The organism is Chloracidobacterium thermophilum B (genome assembly GCF_000226295.1).
Lineage (GTDB): Bacteria > Acidobacteriota > Blastocatellia > Chloracidobacteriales > Chloracidobacteriaceae > Chloracidobacterium > Chloracidobacterium thermophilum.
Window position 1 is genome coordinate 1141847 of sequence record NC_016024.1, and the last position, 18972, is coordinate 1160818.

Here is an 18972-nt window from a genome sequence, read left to right on the forward strand (position 1 = left end):
GCTTGGTTCTTTCACTCCGGCAAAATCAACTTTTTGTGGAGTGGTTGCGTGTCAGGGCTGGTGCTGGCGTCAGTCGGCGACCGCACCAGCAATTGGGTTGGCGATCGCTCCAGCAATGTGTCTTGCGATGCTTCCTGCATCATCTCCTCTTTTTCGGCCGTGTTGGTACGGGAAGGGAAAGACACCCGCCCGGTCGTGGCCGTGACACCCCGGTAAGGTTGCATCCCGGCCGCCGCCGCGAGACGATTGCCAAACTCGCGCGCCGTCGGACGTTCGTCAGGTGACTTGGCCAGCGCCTGCAGAACCACGTCGGCCACTTTTGCCGGGATACCTTCCAGCGGCGGCGGGGGCTGCCTGAGGTGTCCGATGATGACGCCCAACGTGCCTTTGCCAGTGGATGGGAAGGGCACCCGCCCGGTGAGCATCTCGTACAGCACGACTCCGGCGCTATAGACATCCGAACGCCCATCGTAGGGACGATCATCGAGCCGCTCTGGCGACATGTAGATGGGCGTTCCCACGACGCCGCCGGTTTCGGTGATCCCGGCCAGCGGGTCGTCGGCGTCCGGCTCCAACAACTTGGCAATGCCGAAATCCACGACCTTGACGACTTCACCCTCCGGTGTCTGGTGCAGAAAGATGTTGTCCGGTTTGATGTCGCGGTGAATGACCCCGGCCTCATGCGCCGTGGCCAGCACGTCACACACCGGCAGCATGATGGCGATGCTCCGTTCAACCGGGAGCGCCCCGCAGAGTTTCAGTTCCGTGGCCAGGGAAACGCCCTGGAGCAGTTCCATGACCAGATAAGCAATGCCATCCTCCGACACGCCGAAGTCAATCACACTGACCGCATTCGGGTGATTGATGCGGCAGGCCGAAATGCCTTCGCGCCGGAAACGCTCGACACTGGCTGTCGTGGCGTTTTTGCCGCTGGGACGAAAAATCTTGACAGCCACCGGGCGTTGCAGGGCAACTTGTTCCGCCTGATAGACGACGCCAAACCCGCCCCCGCCAATCTTTTTCACCAGTCGGTACTTGCCGGCAATGACCGTTCCCGGCAGGACATCCGTCAGGGCGGTGAAAATCGCATTGGCCTGGCGGTGCAGCTCCAGCAACGCCTCATTTTTGCGCCCCAGTTCCTGGTTTTTGCGGTTGGCTTCCTGCTGGGCCGCCTGAATTTCCTGGAGTGCGCGTTCCAGCGCCGCATTCTTTTCGTTGAGCTGCGCCGTACGGACAGCAACCTGTCGCTCCAGTGCAGCCGCCCGGCGCTGGAGCGCCAGGTTGCGCCAGCGAAATCCACCCAGAACCAGCAGACTGAGCACCAGCAGCCCCAGCCCACGGGCCCAGAGGGTCTGGTAAAAGAACGGCTTGACCACCAGGGTCGCCGTTGTGCCGGACTCGTTCCACACGCCGTCGTTGTTGCAGGCCGTGACATGGAACCGGTACGTCCCCGGCGGGAGGTTGGTGTAGTAGGCCGTACGGCGCGTCGCCGCTTCCACCCAGCTTTCGTCAAAGCCTTCGAGCCGAAAGCGGAAGCGCATCCGTTGGGGCGCCAGAAAGCTCAGCGCCGTGTAGTGAATCTCGAATTTCCCGGTGCCGGGTTCGATGACCACCTGGGTCGGCGCCAAAAAGGTTTGTCGTTCCGTGATGACACTTTCGATGACGACGGCCGGCGGCTGGGCGTTGAACGGCAGCCGTTCGGGAGCCAGCAGGGCAAGTCCGCCGATTGTGGCAAAGGCCAGCCGTCCGTCCCGCAACCGCAGGGCGCAGGGTTGGGACGTGCCGTTGCACTGGTTGGCGCCCATGCCGTCGCTGAGGTCAAACGTCGTGCAGTTGACTTGGGATTGTGCGCCGGACAGGAAAGCTTCGCGTTCCTGCCGGTCGAGCCGGAAGATGCCACGGTTGCAGCTCATCCAGAAGTTGTCGGCGGCATCGGGAAGGATGGCAAACACGGTGTCGTCGAAGAGTCCATCCTTGTGGGTGATTGTCCCAAAACGTCCCTCGCGGTACCAGGCCAGTCCGCCGCCGGTGCCAATCCACAGTGTGCCATCGGCAGCTTCATGAAGGGCAAAAACCAGATTGCTGGGGAGCCCTTCCTTGACGGTGAAACGGGTGATGTCCTCACCCTGGACGCGAATCAGACCGCGCCCGTTGGTGCCAATCCACATCGCGTTGTCGCGCAGTTGCGCGATGACGCGAATGTTGCCACCGGTGATGTTTTCACTCTGGGCGTCAATGGTGCGGATGACTTGCCCCTCCCGCAGAACATTGATCCCGCCGCCGACCGTTCCGACCCAGAGCGTTCCATCCTGTGCGGCACAGACGGCATAGACGTTGTCGTTGGTGAGGCCGTCGGCCGTTGTGATGGAGCGCCACCGTCCATTGGTGAAACAGAGAACACCTCCCTGGTTGAGTCCGAACCAGATACGCCCCTGGGTGTCTTCGGTGATGGACCGGACGCCCAGGGTTTTCATGCCGGTTTCCAGCCCGTAGTGCTTCCACTGTCCTTTTTCGAGGCAGTCAATGCCAGCTTCATCGAGACCGACCCAGAGCCGGCCCTGGCTGTCCTCCAGGACGACGCGCACATTCGCATCGGTCAGCCCATGGTACGTGCTCAGGTTGACGATCCTGGCTTCACGCAGGCGGTTGAGACCGCCATTCGTGCCGACCCAGCAACTCCCTTCGTGGTCGCGGCAGATGGCCCGTACGAACCGGTGCAGAAGCCCATCTTTGGGGGTGCGCCAGTCCCATCGTCCCTGCGAGAAGCGCCCCAGTCCGCCATTTTCGATACCGACCCAGAGTGCCCCGTCAGTATCCTCATACAGGGCGTGGACGGCATCATCGGGAAAGCCTGTCCGGCGTGCATACTGGGTGAGAATTTGCCCTTGAGCATCGAGATGCAGCAGCCCCTGCTGGTTCGTCCCGGCCCACACCGTTCCATCCCGCGCGACATGCAGGGCAAAAACGATGTCGTTCGGTTTGCCACCGTTGAGGGAATGATTGTGAAAGACGCCGTTCCGAAAGGCAGCCAGACCACGCCCGTACGTGCCAATCCAGAGCGTTCCGTCGGGGGCCAGGGCAAGCTGCTGGAGGCTGTCGAGGGGGAGTCCATCTTTAATCGTCAGCGTCTGCCACTGGTTTTGATGCCAGCGGGTCAGCCCACGGCTGGTGGCGAACCAGAGCGCACCATCCGGGGTTTGGGCAATGTCCAGCACGAAGTCACTGGCCAGTCCCTGTTCCGTGGTCAGGGCTTCAAAGACGCCATCCCGGTAGCGCACGACGCCGCCGCCAAACGTACCAATCCACAGCGTGCCGTCGCGGTCCTCAAAGATGCACCGGATGTTATGGTTGCGGAAGGCGGGCGTGGTGCGTTTGTCAAAAGTGGCGAAGCGGACGCCATCGAAGCGCACCAGACCTTCGTAGGTGCCAATCCACAGGTAGCCCTGGCGGTCCTGCGCCAGCGCCAGCACGGCGGCCTGTGGCAGTTCATCCCGCCAGGCATCCAGCGTGTAGTCACGCAGCGAACGGCCCTCGGAGGCCATTCCGAGCGCCCACCACAGGCACACCCAGATACCGATTCCGAACAGATGCGCACTTAATCGGGACATGTCATCGGGAAGCCGTCGGCCGGCTGTTCAGGCTTTGTGGGACAGGCTGTTATATGCCGGGGGACGTGAGAACAGGGACACTGCCCACCAGATGTGAGTGATGGCTTCACCGTTTAGATGTTCATGGCCCAGCGGGGCAGAATTTTTGGGTCATCGTACCATGTCAGCAGCGGAACGGGCAGGTGATACACGCCTTCAAGCCGGATGACTTCCGAACCTTCCAGCGCCATGCAGGGTTCCGGCACGATGCCATCGCCCCAGACATCCCCCGGCGCACCCAGCAGGCTTTCATACAGGGCATAGGCTGTCCGTTCAGCCAGCGTTCCTTCACGGTTGCCCCGGATGTACCGGCTGATCACGCTCACATAGCGGATTTTCGGAGCAAAAAACGCGCCGGGATAGTGCTCATTGGCCCAGCGGGTCGAGACCGAACTGGCCGGGGCCGAGCTGTGGTGCGGCGTGCCAAGGCAGACCAGCGTGGTGACGAAGCGATGGCCGGCGTAACGGCGTCCGCAGTAGTCATCCTCGCCGAGAAACTTCCGTGTCAGCCGCCCGCCGGCGCTGTGGCCGATGACCGTGACCGGCGCACCGGTCTGTTCAGCGACGGTTTCAATGCACTGTGCCATCACGTCTATGACCGGGCGGAAGTTGGCCCCGGAGGACTGCCACCAGTGGTAAGGCTCAATGGGAGCAATCCACACCTGCCGGTTGAAGGGTTCGGCCCGCAGACGGTTGGCAAGGGGAAGATAAGCCCGCCATTCAAGGAAGTGACCGGCAACGATGACAATGGGGGAAGGCATGGTTGTGGTTGGGGACGGGCTGGCGGGTGACGTCCGGGTTGCGTTTCCCCGGACTGTTATTGAATATAGCGCATACACACGCTGTTGCCGCCGCTTTTGCCCATTTATGGGCTGCCTGCCGGGTTTGGCGGTCTTGTTTTCCAGGGCCTGATTTCGAGGGCCTGACTTTCCAGGGACTAAACCAGGGTTTCGAGCCAGGGGTTTCCAGGGGAACTTCCGCTGGAGGTAGTGTGTGTCGTGACCCTCGATACCGTCGTGCACGGCGATTGCTTGGCTGTGCTACGCCAACTGCCGTCGGAAATGGCTGACCTGACCTTTGCCGACCCGCCTTTCAATCTGTCCAAAAAATACCGGAGCTATGATGACCAGCGGAGCAGTGACGAATATCTCGACTGGTGTCGGCGGTGGTTACAGGAACTGCTCCGCATCACCAAACCAACGGGGAGCATCGTGGTTCATAACATTCCCCGGTGGTTGACTCACTACGCCGCCTTTCTCAACGAAAGAGCTGACTTCCGCCACTGGATTGCCTGGGAGGCGCTGGGGATGCCGCTGGGAAAGACGCTCATGCCGCGTCACTACGGCATTCTGTTTTATGCACGGGACAAACGGCAGCAGAAGTTTTATGAAATCCGCCACCCGCACCGGCGCTGTCGCAAGTGTGGTGTCCTGCACCGGGACTATGGCGGGAAAAAACACGGGTTACATCCTTTCGGGCCGCTCGTTTCCGATGTCTGGAGTGACCTGCACCGTGTCAAGCATGCCTCACGCCGTGACCCGCATCCCTGCCAACTGCCGGAAACCCTGCTCGAACGATTGCTGCTGATGACGACTGACGCCGGAGATGTCGTTGTTGACCCCTTTGCCGGCACGGGCACGACGCTGGTTGCTGCCAAAAAGCTGGGGCGGCACTATCTGGGGATCGAGATTGATGCTGGCTATGTCGCCGTCGCCCGGGAACGGTTGTCCCAGACGCAGGCTACGTCGCGGATTGGGGAAGTCTGGGTCAGTCAGGTGCGTGGCAATCTGGTGACGATTCGGGATTGTGACTGGCCCTATCTGCAAGCGTACTACGCCATTCCTGCGTCAGCCGCAGCGATTGAGGCAGCTCCGATTGCTTTTGACCAGCGGTTGGCGCCGATGATTGCGCGGCCAGGCCCGGCGCTGACCGAAGCTTCAGCCACACCAGCCATGCGCCGGCGAAAAACAGCTTGACCGGCAAACGGGTTGTTGCACAGGCTGCGTTTCCAGTCTGCCGTTGCGTAGAAAGGCAGCATGGAACCCAGCCCATGTCCCTGTCTGTCACCAGTGGTTTGCGTCTGCCCTTTGCCGTTTGGGGTCCGCTGGCTGCGGCCAGCCTGTTTCCGGTCTGGTGTGGCTGGGGGCAGGGGGTCAACCTCAACGACGACGCCTACATCACCCTGACCTACGCCAAAAATCTGGCTGCCGGGCGCGGTTTTGTGTTCAACCACCCGCCGCCCACGTTTGGCACGACAACACCGCTGTTTGCTCTGCTGGTGGCCTTGCTCGCGGCACTCGTGCGTCAGGTGCCAGTGGATGTGGTGGCCGTTTGGGCAACGGTGCTGGCGTGGCTGGCGGCCGGGTGGATGTTCTGGGTGTTTCGCCGGGTCTGGCATCTGGATGACCGGTCAGCCTGCCTTGTGGCGGTGTCCGTGCTGCTTGGTGGCTGGGCCGGGCCGCTGGGGGTTCTCGGCTCGGAGGTCTTTCTGTTTCACGCTTTGCTGATCCTTGCGTTGTCACTGCACCTGGCCGGCAAAGCCTTTCCGGCTGGGATTGTGACCGGGCTGCTGTTTCTGACCCGTGGCGAAGGTGTGCTGGTTCTGGGGGTCATGGGGCTGTCCCTGGGGTATCGCCGGTTCGTCGGTTCCGAAGGTGAGTCAGAACCGGAAGACTGGCGGGACTGGGGCAAGTATTTCCTCGCGCACGTCGGGCGGTTGCTGGCCGGTTTTATGCTGGTGTTGACGGTATGGGCGATCTATGCCTACCGCACCTTTGGGCAGGTACTGCCGGCGACGCTGGCTGCCAAGCGAACTCAGGCGGCGTTGGGATGGCCGAGCTTCACGCATGAGTTGCTGACCAACTGGTGGCGCACCTGGGGTGGGGCAGGCGTGGGGTATCCCCTGCTGAGTGTGTGGTGGGCGCTGGTCGTCGTGGGTTTGGTGACGGCCTTCCGGCGGCGGCTCCGCTGGAGCGTCTTTCCCCTGTGGCTCGTGGGTTATGTGGGAGGATATGTCGCGCTGGGCGTGGCCGGTTACTGGTGGTATCAGGTCCCGGTATTTCTCTCGCTTCAGGTACTGTTTGCGCTGGGGTTGGTCACGTGTCGGGAAATGCTTGAAAGGCGCTTCACGCGGTATGGGCACCGGCTGGGGCTGGCTGTCGCCATCTGTGGGTTGGCCTGGATACTGTGGCCGGCGGCCAGAGCCGTGGTCCTGTACGACGGCGACTGGCGGGCGGCTTCCTACCGGACGCTGGTAGCCTGGTTGCGTGTTCATGCCCGGCCCACAGACCGGGTTGCCTTTCACGAAGTCGGCTACCTGGGGTTTTACAGCGAGCAGCGCATCGTGGATTTGTGCGGTCTGACAACGCCGGAAGTTCTGCCACACTTTGCCCGCCGGGACCTGACCTGGCCCCTGCGGACCCTGCTCCCGGAGTGGTATGTTGCCAGTCCCACGTGGGACATCCTGCCGGCGCTGCGTGAAGGCGGGTGGCTGGACCGGTACTACCGCCGGGTAGCCGCCCTGCCAGCCCCCGATGGCGGACAACTCCAGATTTTTCAACGCTTTGATCCCCCTGAAAGTCAGGTGAACACCCATGCCGACGTTGACGCTGGGCTATTCGCCCTGTCCGAATGACACGTACATTTTTGGCGCGCTGGCCCTGGGGATTGTCCGCGTTCCGGGGCTGGCGTTCGACATCCGGCTGGCCGACGTTCAGACCCTCAACGAGTGGGCGTTGGAAGGCCGGCTGGAGGTCACGAAGCTGTCGTTTGCGGCGTGGCTGACGCCGGAGGTCTCGGCGCAGTACGCCCTGCTGGAAGTCGGCGCGGCACTTGGACGCAACTGCGGCCCACTGGTTGTTGCCCGTGAGCCAATGGAACTGGGGACACTACGCAACAAGCAGGTGGTGACCCCAGGAAGATTGACGACGGCCCACATGCTGCTGCGTCTTTTCACCGGCGACGCGCCGATTGCCGCTGAACTGCCGTTTGAGCGCATCATGCCAGCGGTGGCCGGGGGGCTTTACGATGCCGGCGTCATCATTCACGAAAGCCGCTTTGTCTATCCAGACTTTGGGTTGGTCTGCCTGGTGGACTTGGGCGAATGGTGGGAACATCAGACCGGGCTGCCCCTGCCGTTGGGTTGCATTGCCGCCCGGCAGACGTTGGATGACACCACTCAGGGGGTTGTGACCCAGGCCATTCGGGAAAGCCTGGCCTATGCCGATGCCCATCCCGAGGTCATCTGGCCCTACATTGCTGCTCACGCGCAGGAAATGTCGGCGGAAGTTCAGGCGCAGCACATTGCCCTCTACGTCAACGATTTTACGCGGAATCTGGGCCCAGAAGGACGGCAGGCCATCGAAACCCTGCACCAGTATGCCCGGCGACTGGCATCACCGCCGGGTGCCAGCCAGGCGGTTTAGCTGGGTGGCAGCCATGAAAGCACCATGGCGGTGACGAGTCCGGTGGGTGGCTCGTTGAAGAAATCGAAGTCGCTGACGCGCCTGAACCCCAAGGCTTCGAGGCCACGGTAGCGTGCCAGCCCTGTAACCCATGACCAGTAGGCAAGCACGGTTCTGGTCCCGGCCGCGCGGGCGGCTGCCAGCCGGATGTCGTCAAAGCGCTGGCTCAGTCCCTGACGGCGGACGTCAGGGTGCACCACAAGGCGGTTGATGGAAGCGATGGGTGGCGTGATCGCGACGGGAAGTTGGGCAAACAGGTGTCCGCCGGGAGCTTCTTCAAGGCGTTCGTGGATGGAAAGCCGTCCAGCGGCAACCAGTCACGCGCCGGCAAAAGCCGCCCAGTGCCGGAACGGTGGCTTTTCCTCGCCGGGATCACGCCACTGGCCGTCAGGAAAAACGGTTGCCGGAAGCCCGGTTGTCATCCAGCACTCCGCACGCAGGCGCTGAATGCGCCGGATGGTGTCGGGGTCGGCCACTTCCACAATGCGAAGCTCATCATTGGTCACGGCGTGTGTGCTCCCGGCAACCAGGTGGATCAAGTTCCAGCGTGGGCTGGCGGCACCGGATGACCGGAGTACCGCCGGAGAATATGGCATTGCCGGGAGAGGTTGACCAGCGCCCGCCAGGGTAGTGGGCAGGTTATGCCGACCAGCGTGGCGCAACGGTAAAGGTTGGAATACTCCCGCCGCCAGCGCTGACATTGATGACGGCACTCCGGGAGGTTCGCACCACGGCCCCGGCAATCTGCCCGCCAAGGTAGAACGGGTTGGCGTTGTATTTCATCGGCTCAAACGTGAATGTCCCGTCCGCGTGATGAATCGGGAAGGTCTCGACGGGTGTTGCCACCCGTTGCTGCACCACCCAGAGGGCATCATCCCGGACGGCCCGGCGCAGCGCCTGCTCCCAGGTGGCGTCATCGGTTTCGCTGCCGACATAGACATTGGTGCCGCCATAGGCATCGGCCGGTTTGAGTACGAATGCTGCGCGGTGACAGGCGACATGCTCGCACAGGTCCACGCGCTGGCCATTGGGCAGGGTGGTGTGCTGCTCCGCCACGATGCGCGTCCAGGGAAGGTGCTTCAGCAGCGTGGTGCGGGCCTCGTCAGAGAGAAAGGAAAGCTGGGATGGGTCGGTGAGAAAAGCGAAGAAAGCCTTGTTTTCGCTGACGCGACAGCGGAACGAGTTGATGAAGCAGGCCGCCCGGATTTCGTAGGCCGTTGTGAAGTCACGGGTTTCATCGAGTTTGGTCAGCAGTTCACTCGTCACGACGCGCCGGTAAACGATGTCCAGGCGGGTATCCCCGGCGTAGAGCCGGCCGTCCCGCAGTTCGACTTCGCGCGGATCGGCAATGACCGCGTGGTAGCCTTCGCGGATGAAGTAGTCCCGCAGGATGATTTGGTCGGAGGAGGTGCGAACGTCCGTCCAGTCCACGATCCCGATATTGGGATGCTCCTGTCCGCCAAAGTCGCGGTAGGTGGCGAGCAGCGCCGCCAGCAGCGCCGGGCGTGGTTCGTCGGATTCGAGGACATACTGTTCGGCAAAACGCCGGACAATGGGCAAATCCAGATAAATTTCCGTCATCGCGGCTGAATAGCCGACGCCGGCCGGTGCATCGTGGTTGAATTCCAGAAAAAATATGCCGTCTGGCGTTGGAAAAGCGTCCAGACGGGTCCAGACCACCGGGTTGTCATAGCCTGGATCGGTTCGCAGCAACTGGCGCTCGGCATCCTGAATGCGGAGCGCCTCGAAAAGGGCTTCCCGGTTGCCCCCGAACAGCCCTTTTTCAGCCGCAAGGGCGGCGTGAAGCACACTGGCGGCAGCCGTTTCAAGCTGGCGGCGTTGCTCACGGGAAAAGAAATGTGGACGCAAATGGGCCGGCATCGCTTTGCCAGCAAACAGGATGCCACGGGCCAGGAAGGCGGCATCGAGTTGCCCGACGGCCGCCCGGGCTGCCGCAGCATCTTCCGTGATGAGCCGGTGAAAATCGTCAATGGCAGGTTGCATGGCAGATAGGCACAGCCGATTTCAGCCGGCTTACGACTGCTTTTCAGCCAAATCGCCCAGAAGCGGCAGCTTGGTCATTTCATTACCGTACGCCTTGACCATCAGGAAAATGGAAGCGCCAAGGGAGGCCAGAAAAATAACCAGGCCAAAAAGCGTCGAAAGCAGCGACAGAACACCGCTGATTTGAACGAGCACCGTGCCCAGAATTGAGTTCAGAATTCCAATGACGGCTACGATGAGGTGAAAAAACAGTCCCTGCCAGGCGTGAAATTTGACAAAGCGGTTGGATTTTTCCACAGCAATAAAAATGATGGACAGTATCAGCCCAATGCAGCAGGGAGCATAAGCCAGCAGTCCGGCGACATTGGGTTGCAGCCCCAGGGGGCCGGGAGGTTGTCCGCCGCCAGGCATCATGGGGGACGGCTGGTATGGCTGGGAGGGCGGATAAGGCATCTGCCCGTAGGGATTCTGCGGGGTCATAGGGTAGCAAGGGTCTCCTTGTGGAGATTACCACTCGGCTGCAAGTGGATGTGGCGGGCTGAAACGCAGGGATTATTTCTTTTCGATGGGGATGGCGGCAACCGTATATTCTTTTTCTTCGCGGCGGATGCGAATCTGAATGGCCGTTCCCGGACGGCTGCGGGCAATGAGCCGGTTGAAGTGACCACTCGACATCACCGGCGTTCCCTCGACGGTGACGACGATGTCGCCACGTCGCAGACCGGCCTGATCGCCGGGCAGACCCCGCTCAACCTTTGCCACCCGTACTCCACGGACCGCGCCGGTCAAACCCAGCCCGCGCCGGTCCAAAGCGGATATGTCCACAGCCTCGACGCCAATCGAACTGCGGCGCACCCGGCCCATTGCGCGCAGATCGGGAAGAATTTCTTTCAGAATGTTGACCGGGATCGCAAAACCCAGGCCCTGTCCACGGGCAAGAACGAGCGTGTTGATGCCGATGACCTCGCCCGTGAGTGCGACCAGCGGGCCGCCGGAGTTGCCAAAGTTGATGGCTGCATCGGTTTGCAGAAAATCATCATAAGCGCCGTCGAGTCCACTCCGGCCCTTGCCGCTGATGATGCCAACCGTCACCGTGTGGTCGAGTTCAAAGGGGCTGCCAATGGCAATGACCCAGTCGCCGACACGCACGGCATCGCTGTCACCCAGCGGAAGCGTCGGAAGCGGTTGCTGTCCAAGGTCAACTTCAAGTAGCGCCAGATCAGTGGCTTCATCGTAGCCCCGGACACTGGCCGTCAGGATACGACCGTCCTGGGTGACAGCCAGAATGGGACCGCCAATTTTGAGGGCATCCCGGATGACGTGAAAGTTGGTGACGATTTCGCCTTTGGCATCAAGGCAGAAGCCACTGCCAATCGAGGTTCCCCCGTCTTCGGAAACCGACTGGATATTGACCACGCCGCCGTTTGTGCGCGCTACGACATCAGCAATGTTGGGGAGTTGCGGCACTGGGGCCGGAGGCCGTGGTTTGGGGCGTGCGCCGGGTTGTTGCGCAAGGGGAGACGACAAGAGTAAGCCCAACCACACCAGAAGGCAGGCACAGCACTGAAGACGAAACAGGGTCATTGGCTCGACGGCGATTGCACCCAGAGGGGAAGGGAATCGGAGGTCGGCTCATCGGAGGATGGCGTAGCAGGTGTGTCTTCACACCGTAGCCGGGCCGCAAGTTGTTCTGCGTCATAGCCACAGACTTCGGCAAGTTGTTCCCGAATGGCGTGAAGTTTCTCCAAAAAACGTGGCTTGCGATACATCAGCAGTTGGTCTTCCAGCTTCAGTGGGGTGTCGTGGTCAGGCGAAACACATTGACCAGGGTGCGCGGCGTCTGCCGTTCGATGTTGACGTAGGCGCGGGCGGCTGGCACCCAGGCATCGTCGAGTATCATACCGCGTGGCTGGTATTCGGCAATTGGCAATCCGTCTGAAATCAGCGAAACCCGCCCGGAAGCGTGAAAGAAGGTGACAAAGTGGCTGTGGTTTTTCGTGGCATAGACGGCTTCGCCCAAATCCATTTCCGCCAATTCGCGGTCGCCGGTAAAGGTGGCCAGGCGCATCGGCTGCTGGTCGCCGTCACCAAATAACACCAGGTGGAAATCACCCCCCACCGACGAGGGCATCAGCGCCAAGGCCGGTGATCCCAACGGAATCTGGTACTTGATGCGGCCGGAAGCGTCCAGACACATCACTTTGGGGCGAATGGGGCCGGATGTCACCAGGATGTCATCGTCACCCAGCACCAGAAGCTGTGGTGCCTGCAAGTAGTTACACACTTCCAGTTCCCAGCATTGCCGTCCCTCCGGCGAGTAGCCGGACAGGCGCGTGTCGTTGGCCAGAAGAAACAGGTTTTCGGCCGGGGTCACCGCCAGACTGGTTACAGGAAAGGGGAGTGAAAACAGTCGCCGGGGCGACATGTCACCGGCCGCAAGCGCGTACAGGCTGCGGTTTGTGGCGAAATAGCTTGTTGTCGCCTCAGCGTGGGGCACGGCGGTTGCCGTAATGCGCTCCGGCAGGAAGTAGGGCACAAAGCGCCGCCGGTCGAGTTCCAGAAAGCCGGTTGTGCGGGCATCCACGATATAGACAGCCGGGCGTTGGAGTGGGTTGATGACAAAGAGCTGCTGGCTGCCGGCAAGTTCGAGGGTAAACCAGGGTTCGAGTTGCTGGGTTTGTTCGAGTCCCGTGTCAGCACTGGGTGCGTTCCTGGCGGTATCGGGAGCACGCGCTGGCACCAACGCCGCCGGACCGTCGAGCGTGTCAAGGGCTTCCAGAAGAGCTTGGGCCGACTTCATCCGCTCCCCAGGCGTTTTGTGTAAGAGCGCTGCCACAATGGGGCGTACCGGCTCTGGAATCCGGCTCAAGTCAGGTGGTTCCTTGGCGTGTTTGGTGAAAAGTTCCTCCGGCAGGCCATGGAAAGGACGCTCTCCGGTCAGAAGTTCGTAGAAAATCACCCCCAGAGAATACAGATCACTGGCATAGGTCGAAAAATCATAAAACTGCTCCGGCGCCATGTAGGCCGGCGAGCCGTTTGGCTTCTGTTGGTCGAAGACATTGGCCAGATGATTGGCGATGCCCAGGTCCGCAATCTTGTAGCGGTTGGCACCGGTGGTCGGGTCGGGAAAGACCAGGATGTTTTCAGGTTTCAGATCGCGGTGCAGGATTTGCCGGCTGTGGGCATAGGCCAGCCCGGCGGCCACATCCCGGATCACCCGGATGGCTTCCCCCATCGGCAGTGCGGTCTGCTGGTTGAGAAGGTCGCGCAGGCTGCCACCGGCGGCATATTCCAGCACCAGCTTGTTGCGTGTGTTGCCCTGTCCGTAAATGAGGTCAACACAGCGGACGACATTTGGATGTTGCAGGGTCGTCAGGGAAGCCAGTTCGCGGAAAAAGAGTTGGGCGGCCCTGCCGCCGCCCAGAAACTCCTTGATGGCATACAGTTCGCCGGTGGTTGAATCACGTGCCAGATGGACAATGGCATGGGCACCGCTACCGATAACCTTGAGCGTTTCGTACGTCATGGCGGGGGGATGACCGGCCGGCAAAATGAACGCTGAGAGTAAAACTTACGGATAGCAACCGGCAAGTGACGGCCAAACCATACCGGCCCTGTGGAAGGTACGTGCCGGGGGAATACAGAAGCCGGGAGCGCATACCAGGAAAACCGATCCTAGACAGTTTCCACGACCTGCTCGTGCGTCATGCCGGACTTGATTTTTTCACTGATCCCACGGAGGCGTGCCGCGCCAGTCACCACAAAGCGGCTGGCTTCAGCGCCGCGTGAGATACACTCTGTCTGGACACAATCAAGGTCATGTCCGCTCATATAGCCCAGCATGCCAGCGAGAATCCCGGCAATCATGGGGTCCGAAAACTCTTCTTCGTCCCGGATGACCTCGGCGAAGATGGAGTCTTCGAGCGCCGCCGTCACGATACCTGTTTCACGCGCCCGTGAGACATCAATCGTCATCAGTCCCCAGCCGTGATAGACGAAGTATTCGCGGAAAAACCGCAGAAACATGCTCACCGGCAGTTCACGAATCTGGAGGTTGCCCACCACTTGGGCTTCCCGCTCCAGACGGCGCATGATGCGTTCGCCCCAGATGCGTCCACAGGTTTTGAAGATAACGGGCCAGGCCGGACCTGCCTCATCCTTGACCGCCCTGTAAACACCGGTCAGGAAATCATTGGAGAGCAGGCACAGGCGCGTCTTGGCTGGATTCCACAGGACGCCTTCGCGCAGGTCGAAGCCAATCCGGCTCTCGTCAAAAAAGGTCTCCAGACCTTCAAGCAAATCCGCTGTTGTCATGCTCCGTAATCCTCCGACAAAACATTCATGGCAAGGTCAAGATAAGGAGCTATCAGCCGGAAACTTGTGGGCTGCAACTCCTGCTGACACTCGCGCTTGACGACATAATACATGTGATAGATGGACTTGACCTTGCCCTTGAAAGACTTGAGTTTTGCCGCCAGTGTCGGGTCAATCCTGGAAAAGGCTTCCCGCATGGCTTCTGTCTGACCGGTTTCCGGGAACTCAAAGGCCTGGAGAATGGTCTTCATCCAGATAAGCAGCTTGTCTTCAAACCAGCGCGGATCCTCAATAAGCATGGAAAGCGTGGCATAAGACAGAACATAGCGTGCATCACGGACACACTTTGCCGTGGCATGCTCATGGTGCTGCTCGTAGGGGTACATCGTGTAGATTTCTTTCACGCTGCGTCCCACGATGCCGGTTTCTTTGGCACGTACGTCTTTGGCTGCTTCGATATGTGCCTTGAGGTTGGGGTAAAGACTTTCCAGCTTGGCGAACTCGGCGTCCGTGAAGTACTTGCCTTCGGCTTGCCGGAACATGTTCGCCAGCTCAGGGTGACGATGTGGGGGAAGTGCCACGGCAGGCGATGTCATAGATGTGGATAACCTCCAAAAAAGCCTTGGTGCGGAAGACCCCTGCATTGATGAACCACGACCCTCTACAAACATCCGTGGAGTCACTTGCAGGGAAAGGAGTCACTTGCAGGGAAACGGGTCTAGTTTTTGGACTTTGAAGCCTGCACGGCGCTTTCGGTCGCCGCACGTAGGAAGTCGCTTGCCCCGGCGCTTGACCAGGGAGAGCGCCCGGAGCGCGTGCCGCCGCCGCTTGGGTTCCAGGGAATGCTCTGGAAGAAGGACAGTGCCGTTTCTTCGTCGGCAGCCGCTGTATCGGCTGTACCTACGACCAGGGAAGCCGCGACAGAGGCCGCTACTGCTGCTGGCGGGGTGACAACCGGAGCCGGCGCAGCAGCTTCACCCGATGCAACCCCGGGTGTAAGGGCTGTTGGAAGCGGTAGCGCGCCAGTGGTGCGGGCAGCGGCCGTCAAACGGGTCGTGGACGGACGAACAACAACGGATCGCACTGCCGCCGCGCCGCGCTGAGTCCAAGGCACCATTTCTTTGAAGAAGGCCTCGGCCGTATCTTCCAGACTCAGGGCTACACGGGCGCGCTGCATCGCCAGGTTGAGTTTTTCACGGCACCGTGCGATGCGCGCCAGCAGGGCTTCCTGCTCGTCGAGTAGGTCTTGGGGGAGTGACAGGCTCAGTGTGGTCATGGAGTTTCAATGCCTGAAGGGATGAAGCCATTGATGCCGATGGCGGTCATTGACAGATGCATTCTGTTCGGTATAGCGGAGTCAGTCAGTCAACGAGTTTTTCCATAATCTCTTTGGCGGACGCACCTTCACGGCGCCAGAATTCAGCCGCATTGACCTTTTTCTGCGAGCCAATGATGAACTTGCAGCAGTCATTTCCCATCGAGTAGCACTGCACTTCGATGCCACCCCGTTCCTCACGGTCAAACACGCTGAAAACACCGGCAAACATGCCGGCATACATGTAGCAGACCGGCTTTCCAACCTGCTCCATGGCCTTGGCAACGGCTGAATTCTTGATGGTGACAAAGACCATGCCCTGCTTTTCAAAGCTGAAATCAATCGCCCAAGCACCCCAGCCTTCAGTGGTCAGCGGCCACCACCAGGACTCCAGTACGAACTTGCGGTTCATCTTCCATATATCGAGCTTTCCACCGCCAAATTCGTGACGCATTTTTTCGGCAAAACGCTTCATGTCGCTGACGCCCCACTCATAGCCGCTTTTGTACATGATAAGGTTGGAAGCATTGCCGACTTCTTCATCGAGTCCGGCATGAAGGCTGGTGATAAAATCTTCGGAAGCATAAACCCCACGCTGCCCATCCCGAAGCCGGATGGTGCGGGTGCGTGGGTCACGGGAAAGAAAGTCTTCAGGGACAAAATAGTTGTGGTAGTTCTTGATACCACCATCGGCCACATTGATTGCCATGGGCGGACTCTCCTCAGTAAGGTTGGGGTGAAAATAGATGCATTGGCGGGGTATTGTGTCTGATGCTACAAATGATACTGCTTGTTTTAGCTGTTGTCAAGTTGTTTTAAGTTGGGCTAAGTACTTGGCTTTTCAGAAAGCTGACGCCGCGAGCTTCGACATGTCAAAATCTTCGCCTTCCAGCTCCAGGATTCTGGACTTCGTGATGATTTTCCCGCGTTCAATGAGCACCCGACCATCGCGGGGGTGCAAAATCGGCACCTCGGCCCGCTTACCAACAAGCACGCGGAGGTCTTCGATGTCCTGGAGATACATGCCTTCAGGGAGTTCGACAACCACGCCATCACCAATGATGCGCGCCTGGCAGGAGAGCCGTGAACGCGCCGTAGCGCCAGTGATGGTCGCCAGCGTGCGAATCTCCCGTTCGGTGCGGGGGGTGAGACTTTCCTCGCCCTTGATGACAAACACGTGACAGGTTGCACACAGCCCCATGCCGCCGCACGCCATGGCCACCTCGCACTGTGAGGCCAGCAGGGTGTCGAGAACCTTGGTGTCTGTCTTGACCGAAATGGTCTTGTTAATCGGTTGCAGGGTGAGGGTTTTCATGGGGCTTAACTCCAGCGTTCGACAAAAATACTTGTTTTGGGAATCTCAGCCGACTGGAGAACTTGCTGATAGAACTTTATTTCAGGATATTCACCGGCTGCGTAAAATTTTGTATTGGGATTTTCAAGGTAAAGGCTTCTTACCATTACCGGCGTGACACGTCCCAAACCTCCAAACCATCCTGCTGGACGGGTTGGCTGATTGAGCAGGATGACACGGGTCAGGGGACTGTTCTGCTCAAAATGCTTAAACTCAGCATCGTAGAGTACCTGACTGGGATCAGTGACTTCATGAAAGAGCGTCATGCGTCGTTCCGGCTGACGGACAAGCATGTAGTAAAAAAAGCTGCGTGCGGCCGGAATGCAGTAATCGCAGCCAATGAAACAGACCGGATCGAGGCTGTCTGTCTGAAGCTTGAGTTGTCCCATCGGACGCCCGATGGAGACTGTGTCTCCAACCTGCATCCGGTCGTAAAACTGTGTGCCAAAGTTACCGGTTCTTTTGACCGTTACCTGGAAGTACTTCTGATCGTGAGGAGATGAGCTGATGGTCAGCGGCGCCTGGTGTTTGTCATCAAGATGAACAAGGATGAACTGCCCGGGTGTGAAAGCAAAAGGGTGCTCACCAAAATCAAAGATAAATGAACGCACATCCGGTGTTTCCTGGATGATACGGCGCAGGATGTAAGGGTGCGTTTTCATGAGTTAACTGCCACAAGCTTGGGTTATGCCGGGGTGGCGAGGCGATGGTACCGATGGGAATGCGGTGAAAACTTGGTATTCTGAGTTTCAGTGTTGAACTAGCGGGAGCGCAGGCTGGCCAGTTCCTGTTCCAGCGCCCGGATGTGCTTCGCCGTCATTTCATTGGTCTGGGCCGCTTCTGCAACAAGGGTATCTATTTCTTGCGTGAGCCGTGCATTTTCGGCGAGAGATTCACCATACACCCGGGCAAACAACCTGTGTTGACGATGTACCTGCTGGGATAGAAGGTCAAGTTCACCTTCGGTTTCTTTCGCCACTTCAAGCATGCCAAACAACGCCAAGTCGGCAACCTCAATCCGCCGTCCAAGCTGCTGAAGATGGCGGCGCACCGCCAGTTCGAGATCGTTCAGATCGGCCTGGACCTCCTCCATGTCCACAGCCGCTTCCTGCAAGCGGTATTGAAGCTGGAGAATGTCACCTTCACGCTGATGGAAATAGTGACGCACGGTCTCTTCGATATCGTCCAGATCAGCTTGGGCTTCCTGCATATCCATTGCGGCTTCCTGCAAACGGTATTGAAGCTGGAGAATGTCACCTTCACGCTGATGGAAATAGTGACGCACGGTCTCTTCAATATCGTCCAGATCAGCCTGGGCTTCCTGCATATCCATTGCGGCTTCCTGCAAACGGTACTGAAGCTGAAGGATATTGCTTTCGCGGTGGGACAGATGTTCGGCAACGTGCCTGTTGTATGTCAACAACGCCTGCCGGATGTCCTCCATCTCGCGGGTGACTTCGCTGACTACCGAGAACAGGTTGCGTACGGCGGTGTCGTAATGTGCCAGTTCCTGGTTGCGTTCACGCAGAAAACCCAGCGCTTCATCCCGTTCCTGGCGGAGACGGCGGATGGTCATTTCGGCTGCCTCAAGGCGGCTAATTCCGTGCTGAAGTGCCGGGAACCGCTCCAGGGTGCGATTGATGAGACCCACACACCACCGGTACACCAGGCGGGTCAGGGTCGGTAAAACCTGAAGGGAGTCTTTTGGTCCACTTTCTGGCGGGAAGGAGACCGGTGAGAGGGAGGTGTCACTGATGGACATGGAAGCTGGCATCGGGTGCGCCACCTGCTCTTGGGGATTGTACGTGAAAGACACTCACCGAAGCTTGCAACGACGCCTGGCCTTGGCAGTTCAGGTATCCAACCAACTCTATG

At 59.6% G+C, this 18972-nt stretch carries 19 protein-coding genes; 3 read left to right on the top strand and 16 right to left on the bottom strand.

Going from position 1 to position 18972, the window contains the following annotated elements:
* Positions 1–11: 11 nt before the first annotated feature.
* Together CABTHER_RS04745 and CABTHER_RS15570 are read right to left on the bottom strand one after the other, a co-directional pair.
* Complete coding sequence (locus CABTHER_RS04745) at positions 12–3608, bottom strand: two-component regulator propeller domain-containing protein (protein ID WP_081464700.1); 3597 nt, start codon at positions 3606–3608, stop codon at positions 12–14.
* Positions 3609–3721: 113 nt separating this feature from the next.
* Entirely contained in the window at positions 3722–4408 is a 687-nt protein-coding gene (locus CABTHER_RS15570; protein ID WP_014099458.1) for an esterase/lipase family protein, read from the bottom strand.
* A gap of 237 nt (positions 4409–4645) precedes the next feature.
* Between CABTHER_RS15570 and CABTHER_RS04755 the strand changes: the two genes are divergently transcribed.
* The 3 genes from CABTHER_RS04755 (at position 4646) to CABTHER_RS04765 (ending at position 8071) form a co-directional block, all read left to right on the top strand.
* Positions 4646–5623, top strand: coding sequence for a DNA-methyltransferase (locus CABTHER_RS04755; protein WP_228374073.1), 978 nt, complete (start codon positions 4646–4648; stop codon positions 5621–5623).
* A gap of 74 nt (positions 5624–5697) precedes the next feature.
* The gene (locus CABTHER_RS04760) at positions 5698–7281 is read left to right on the top strand and encodes a hypothetical protein (protein ID WP_014099460.1); all 1584 of its coding nucleotides are present in this window, start codon (positions 5698–5700) and stop codon (positions 7279–7281) included.
* The gene (locus CABTHER_RS04765) at positions 7241–8071 is read left to right on the top strand and encodes a 1,4-dihydroxy-6-naphthoate synthase (RefSeq protein ID WP_014099461.1); all 831 of its coding nucleotides are present in this window, start codon (positions 7241–7243) and stop codon (positions 8069–8071) included. The genes CABTHER_RS04760 and CABTHER_RS04765 overlap by 41 nt, the downstream gene beginning before the upstream one ends.
* Here CABTHER_RS04765 and CABTHER_RS04770 read toward each other — a convergent pair.
* From CABTHER_RS04770 to CABTHER_RS04830, 14 genes are all read right to left on the bottom strand, one after another.
* Positions 8068–8310 (bottom strand): hypothetical protein, encoded by a 243-nt coding sequence (locus CABTHER_RS04770; protein ID WP_014099462.1) that lies wholly within the window; start codon positions 8308–8310, stop codon positions 8068–8070. The two genes, CABTHER_RS04765 and CABTHER_RS04770, sit on opposite strands and share 4 nt — an antisense overlap.
* 117 nt (positions 8311–8427) lie before the next feature.
* Positions 8428–8616 (bottom strand): hypothetical protein, encoded by a 189-nt coding sequence (locus tag CABTHER_RS04775; RefSeq protein ID WP_148263940.1) that lies wholly within the window; start codon positions 8614–8616, stop codon positions 8428–8430.
* A 133-nt stretch (positions 8617–8749) separates the two neighbouring features.
* Positions 8750–10114: a circularly permuted type 2 ATP-grasp protein gene (locus tag CABTHER_RS04780; protein ID WP_014099464.1), complete on the bottom strand. Its 1365-nt coding sequence runs from the start codon at positions 10112–10114 to the stop codon at positions 8750–8752.
* A gap of 30 nt (positions 10115–10144) precedes the next feature.
* Positions 10145–10594 carry a DUF4870 domain-containing protein gene (locus CABTHER_RS04785; protein WP_049787464.1) on the bottom strand — a complete coding sequence of 150 codons (450 nt, stop codon included), beginning with the start codon at positions 10592–10594 and terminating at the stop codon, positions 10145–10147.
* Between the two features lie 72 nt (positions 10595–10666).
* The gene (locus CABTHER_RS04790; RefSeq protein ID WP_187288419.1) at positions 10667–11641 is read right to left on the bottom strand and encodes a S1C family serine protease; all 975 of its coding nucleotides are present in this window, start codon (positions 11639–11641) and stop codon (positions 10667–10669) included.
* A 53-nt stretch (positions 11642–11694) separates the two neighbouring features.
* Entirely contained in the window at positions 11695–11883 is a 189-nt protein-coding gene (locus tag CABTHER_RS17370) for a hypothetical protein (RefSeq protein ID WP_148263941.1), read from the bottom strand.
* A gap of 20 nt (positions 11884–11903) precedes the next feature.
* A complete protein-coding gene (locus CABTHER_RS15575) occupies positions 11904–13640 on the bottom strand; it encodes a serine/threonine protein kinase (protein WP_014099467.1) in 1737 nt (578 codons plus the stop codon).
* A 149-nt stretch (positions 13641–13789) separates the two neighbouring features.
* A complete protein-coding gene (locus CABTHER_RS04800) occupies positions 13790–14428 on the bottom strand; it encodes a hypothetical protein (protein ID WP_014099468.1) in 639 nt (212 codons plus the stop codon).
* The gene (locus CABTHER_RS04805) at positions 14425–15024 is read right to left on the bottom strand and encodes a globin family protein (protein WP_187288420.1); all 600 of its coding nucleotides are present in this window, start codon (positions 15022–15024) and stop codon (positions 14425–14427) included. Before CABTHER_RS04805 ends, CABTHER_RS04800 begins: the two co-directional genes overlap by 4 nt.
* A 122-nt stretch (positions 15025–15146) precedes the next feature.
* Positions 15147–15704 (bottom strand): hypothetical protein, encoded by a 558-nt coding sequence (locus CABTHER_RS04810; protein ID WP_014099470.1) that lies wholly within the window; start codon positions 15702–15704, stop codon positions 15147–15149.
* A gap of 85 nt (positions 15705–15789) precedes the next feature.
* Complete coding sequence (locus CABTHER_RS04815; protein ID WP_014099472.1) at positions 15790–16452, bottom strand: V4R domain-containing protein; 663 nt, start codon at positions 16450–16452, stop codon at positions 15790–15792.
* A gap of 132 nt (positions 16453–16584) precedes the next feature.
* The gene (locus tag CABTHER_RS04820) at positions 16585–17058 is read right to left on the bottom strand and encodes a 2Fe-2S iron-sulfur cluster-binding protein (protein ID WP_014099473.1); all 474 of its coding nucleotides are present in this window, start codon (positions 17056–17058) and stop codon (positions 16585–16587) included.
* A 5-nt stretch (positions 17059–17063) separates the two neighbouring features.
* On the bottom strand, positions 17064–17759 hold the full coding sequence (locus tag CABTHER_RS04825) for a ferredoxin--NADP reductase (protein WP_014099474.1): 696 nt from the start codon (positions 17757–17759) through the stop codon (positions 17064–17066).
* 98 nt (positions 17760–17857) lie between these two features.
* The gene (locus CABTHER_RS04830; protein WP_014099475.1) at positions 17858–18871 is read right to left on the bottom strand and encodes a coiled-coil domain-containing protein; all 1014 of its coding nucleotides are present in this window, start codon (positions 18869–18871) and stop codon (positions 17858–17860) included.
* Positions 18872–18972 lie beyond the last annotated feature (101 nt).

Coding starts and splice junctions, on each gene's coding strand:
- CABTHER_RS04745 (WP_081464700.1), bottom strand. CDS start 3,608: ATGTCCCGATTAAGTGCGCATCTGTTCGGAATCGGTATCTGGGTGTGC.
- CABTHER_RS15570 (WP_014099458.1), bottom strand. CDS start 4,408: ATGCCTTCCCCCATTGTCATCGTTGCCGGTCACTTCCTTGAATGGCGG.
- CABTHER_RS04760 (WP_014099460.1), top strand. CDS start 5,698: ATGTCCCTGTCTGTCACCAGTGGTTTGCGTCTGCCCTTTGCCGTTTGG.
- CABTHER_RS04765 (WP_014099461.1), top strand. CDS start 7,241: ATGCCGACGTTGACGCTGGGCTATTCGCCCTGTCCGAATGACACGTAC.
- CABTHER_RS04780 (WP_014099464.1), bottom strand. CDS start 10,114: ATGCAACCTGCCATTGACGATTTTCACCGGCTCATCACGGAAGATGCT.
- CABTHER_RS04785 (WP_049787464.1), bottom strand. CDS start 10,594: ATGACCCCGCAGAATCCCTACGGGCAGATGCCTTATCCGCCCTCCCAG.
- CABTHER_RS17370 (WP_148263941.1), bottom strand. CDS start 11,883: ATGTATCGCAAGCCACGTTTTTTGGAGAAACTTCACGCCATTCGGGAA.
- CABTHER_RS15575 (WP_014099467.1), bottom strand. CDS start 13,640: ATGACGTACGAAACGCTCAAGGTTATCGGTAGCGGTGCCCATGCCATT.
- CABTHER_RS04800 (WP_014099468.1), bottom strand. CDS start 14,428: ATGACAACAGCGGATTTGCTTGAAGGTCTGGAGACCTTTTTTGACGAG.
- CABTHER_RS04805 (WP_187288420.1), bottom strand. CDS start 15,024: ATGACATCGCCTGCCGTGGCACTTCCCCCACATCGTCACCCTGAGCTG.
- CABTHER_RS04810 (WP_014099470.1), bottom strand. CDS start 15,704: ATGACCACACTGAGCCTGTCACTCCCCCAAGACCTACTCGACGAGCAG.
- CABTHER_RS04815 (WP_014099472.1), bottom strand. CDS start 16,452: ATGGCAATCAATGTGGCCGATGGTGGTATCAAGAACTACCACAACTAT.
- CABTHER_RS04820 (WP_014099473.1), bottom strand. CDS start 17,058: ATGAAAACCCTCACCCTGCAACCGATTAACAAGACCATTTCGGTCAAG.
- CABTHER_RS04825 (WP_014099474.1), bottom strand. CDS start 17,759: ATGAAAACGCACCCTTACATCCTGCGCCGTATCATCCAGGAAACACCG.
- CABTHER_RS04830 (WP_014099475.1), bottom strand. CDS start 18,871: ATGCCAGCTTCCATGTCCATCAGTGACACCTCCCTCTCACCGGTCTCC.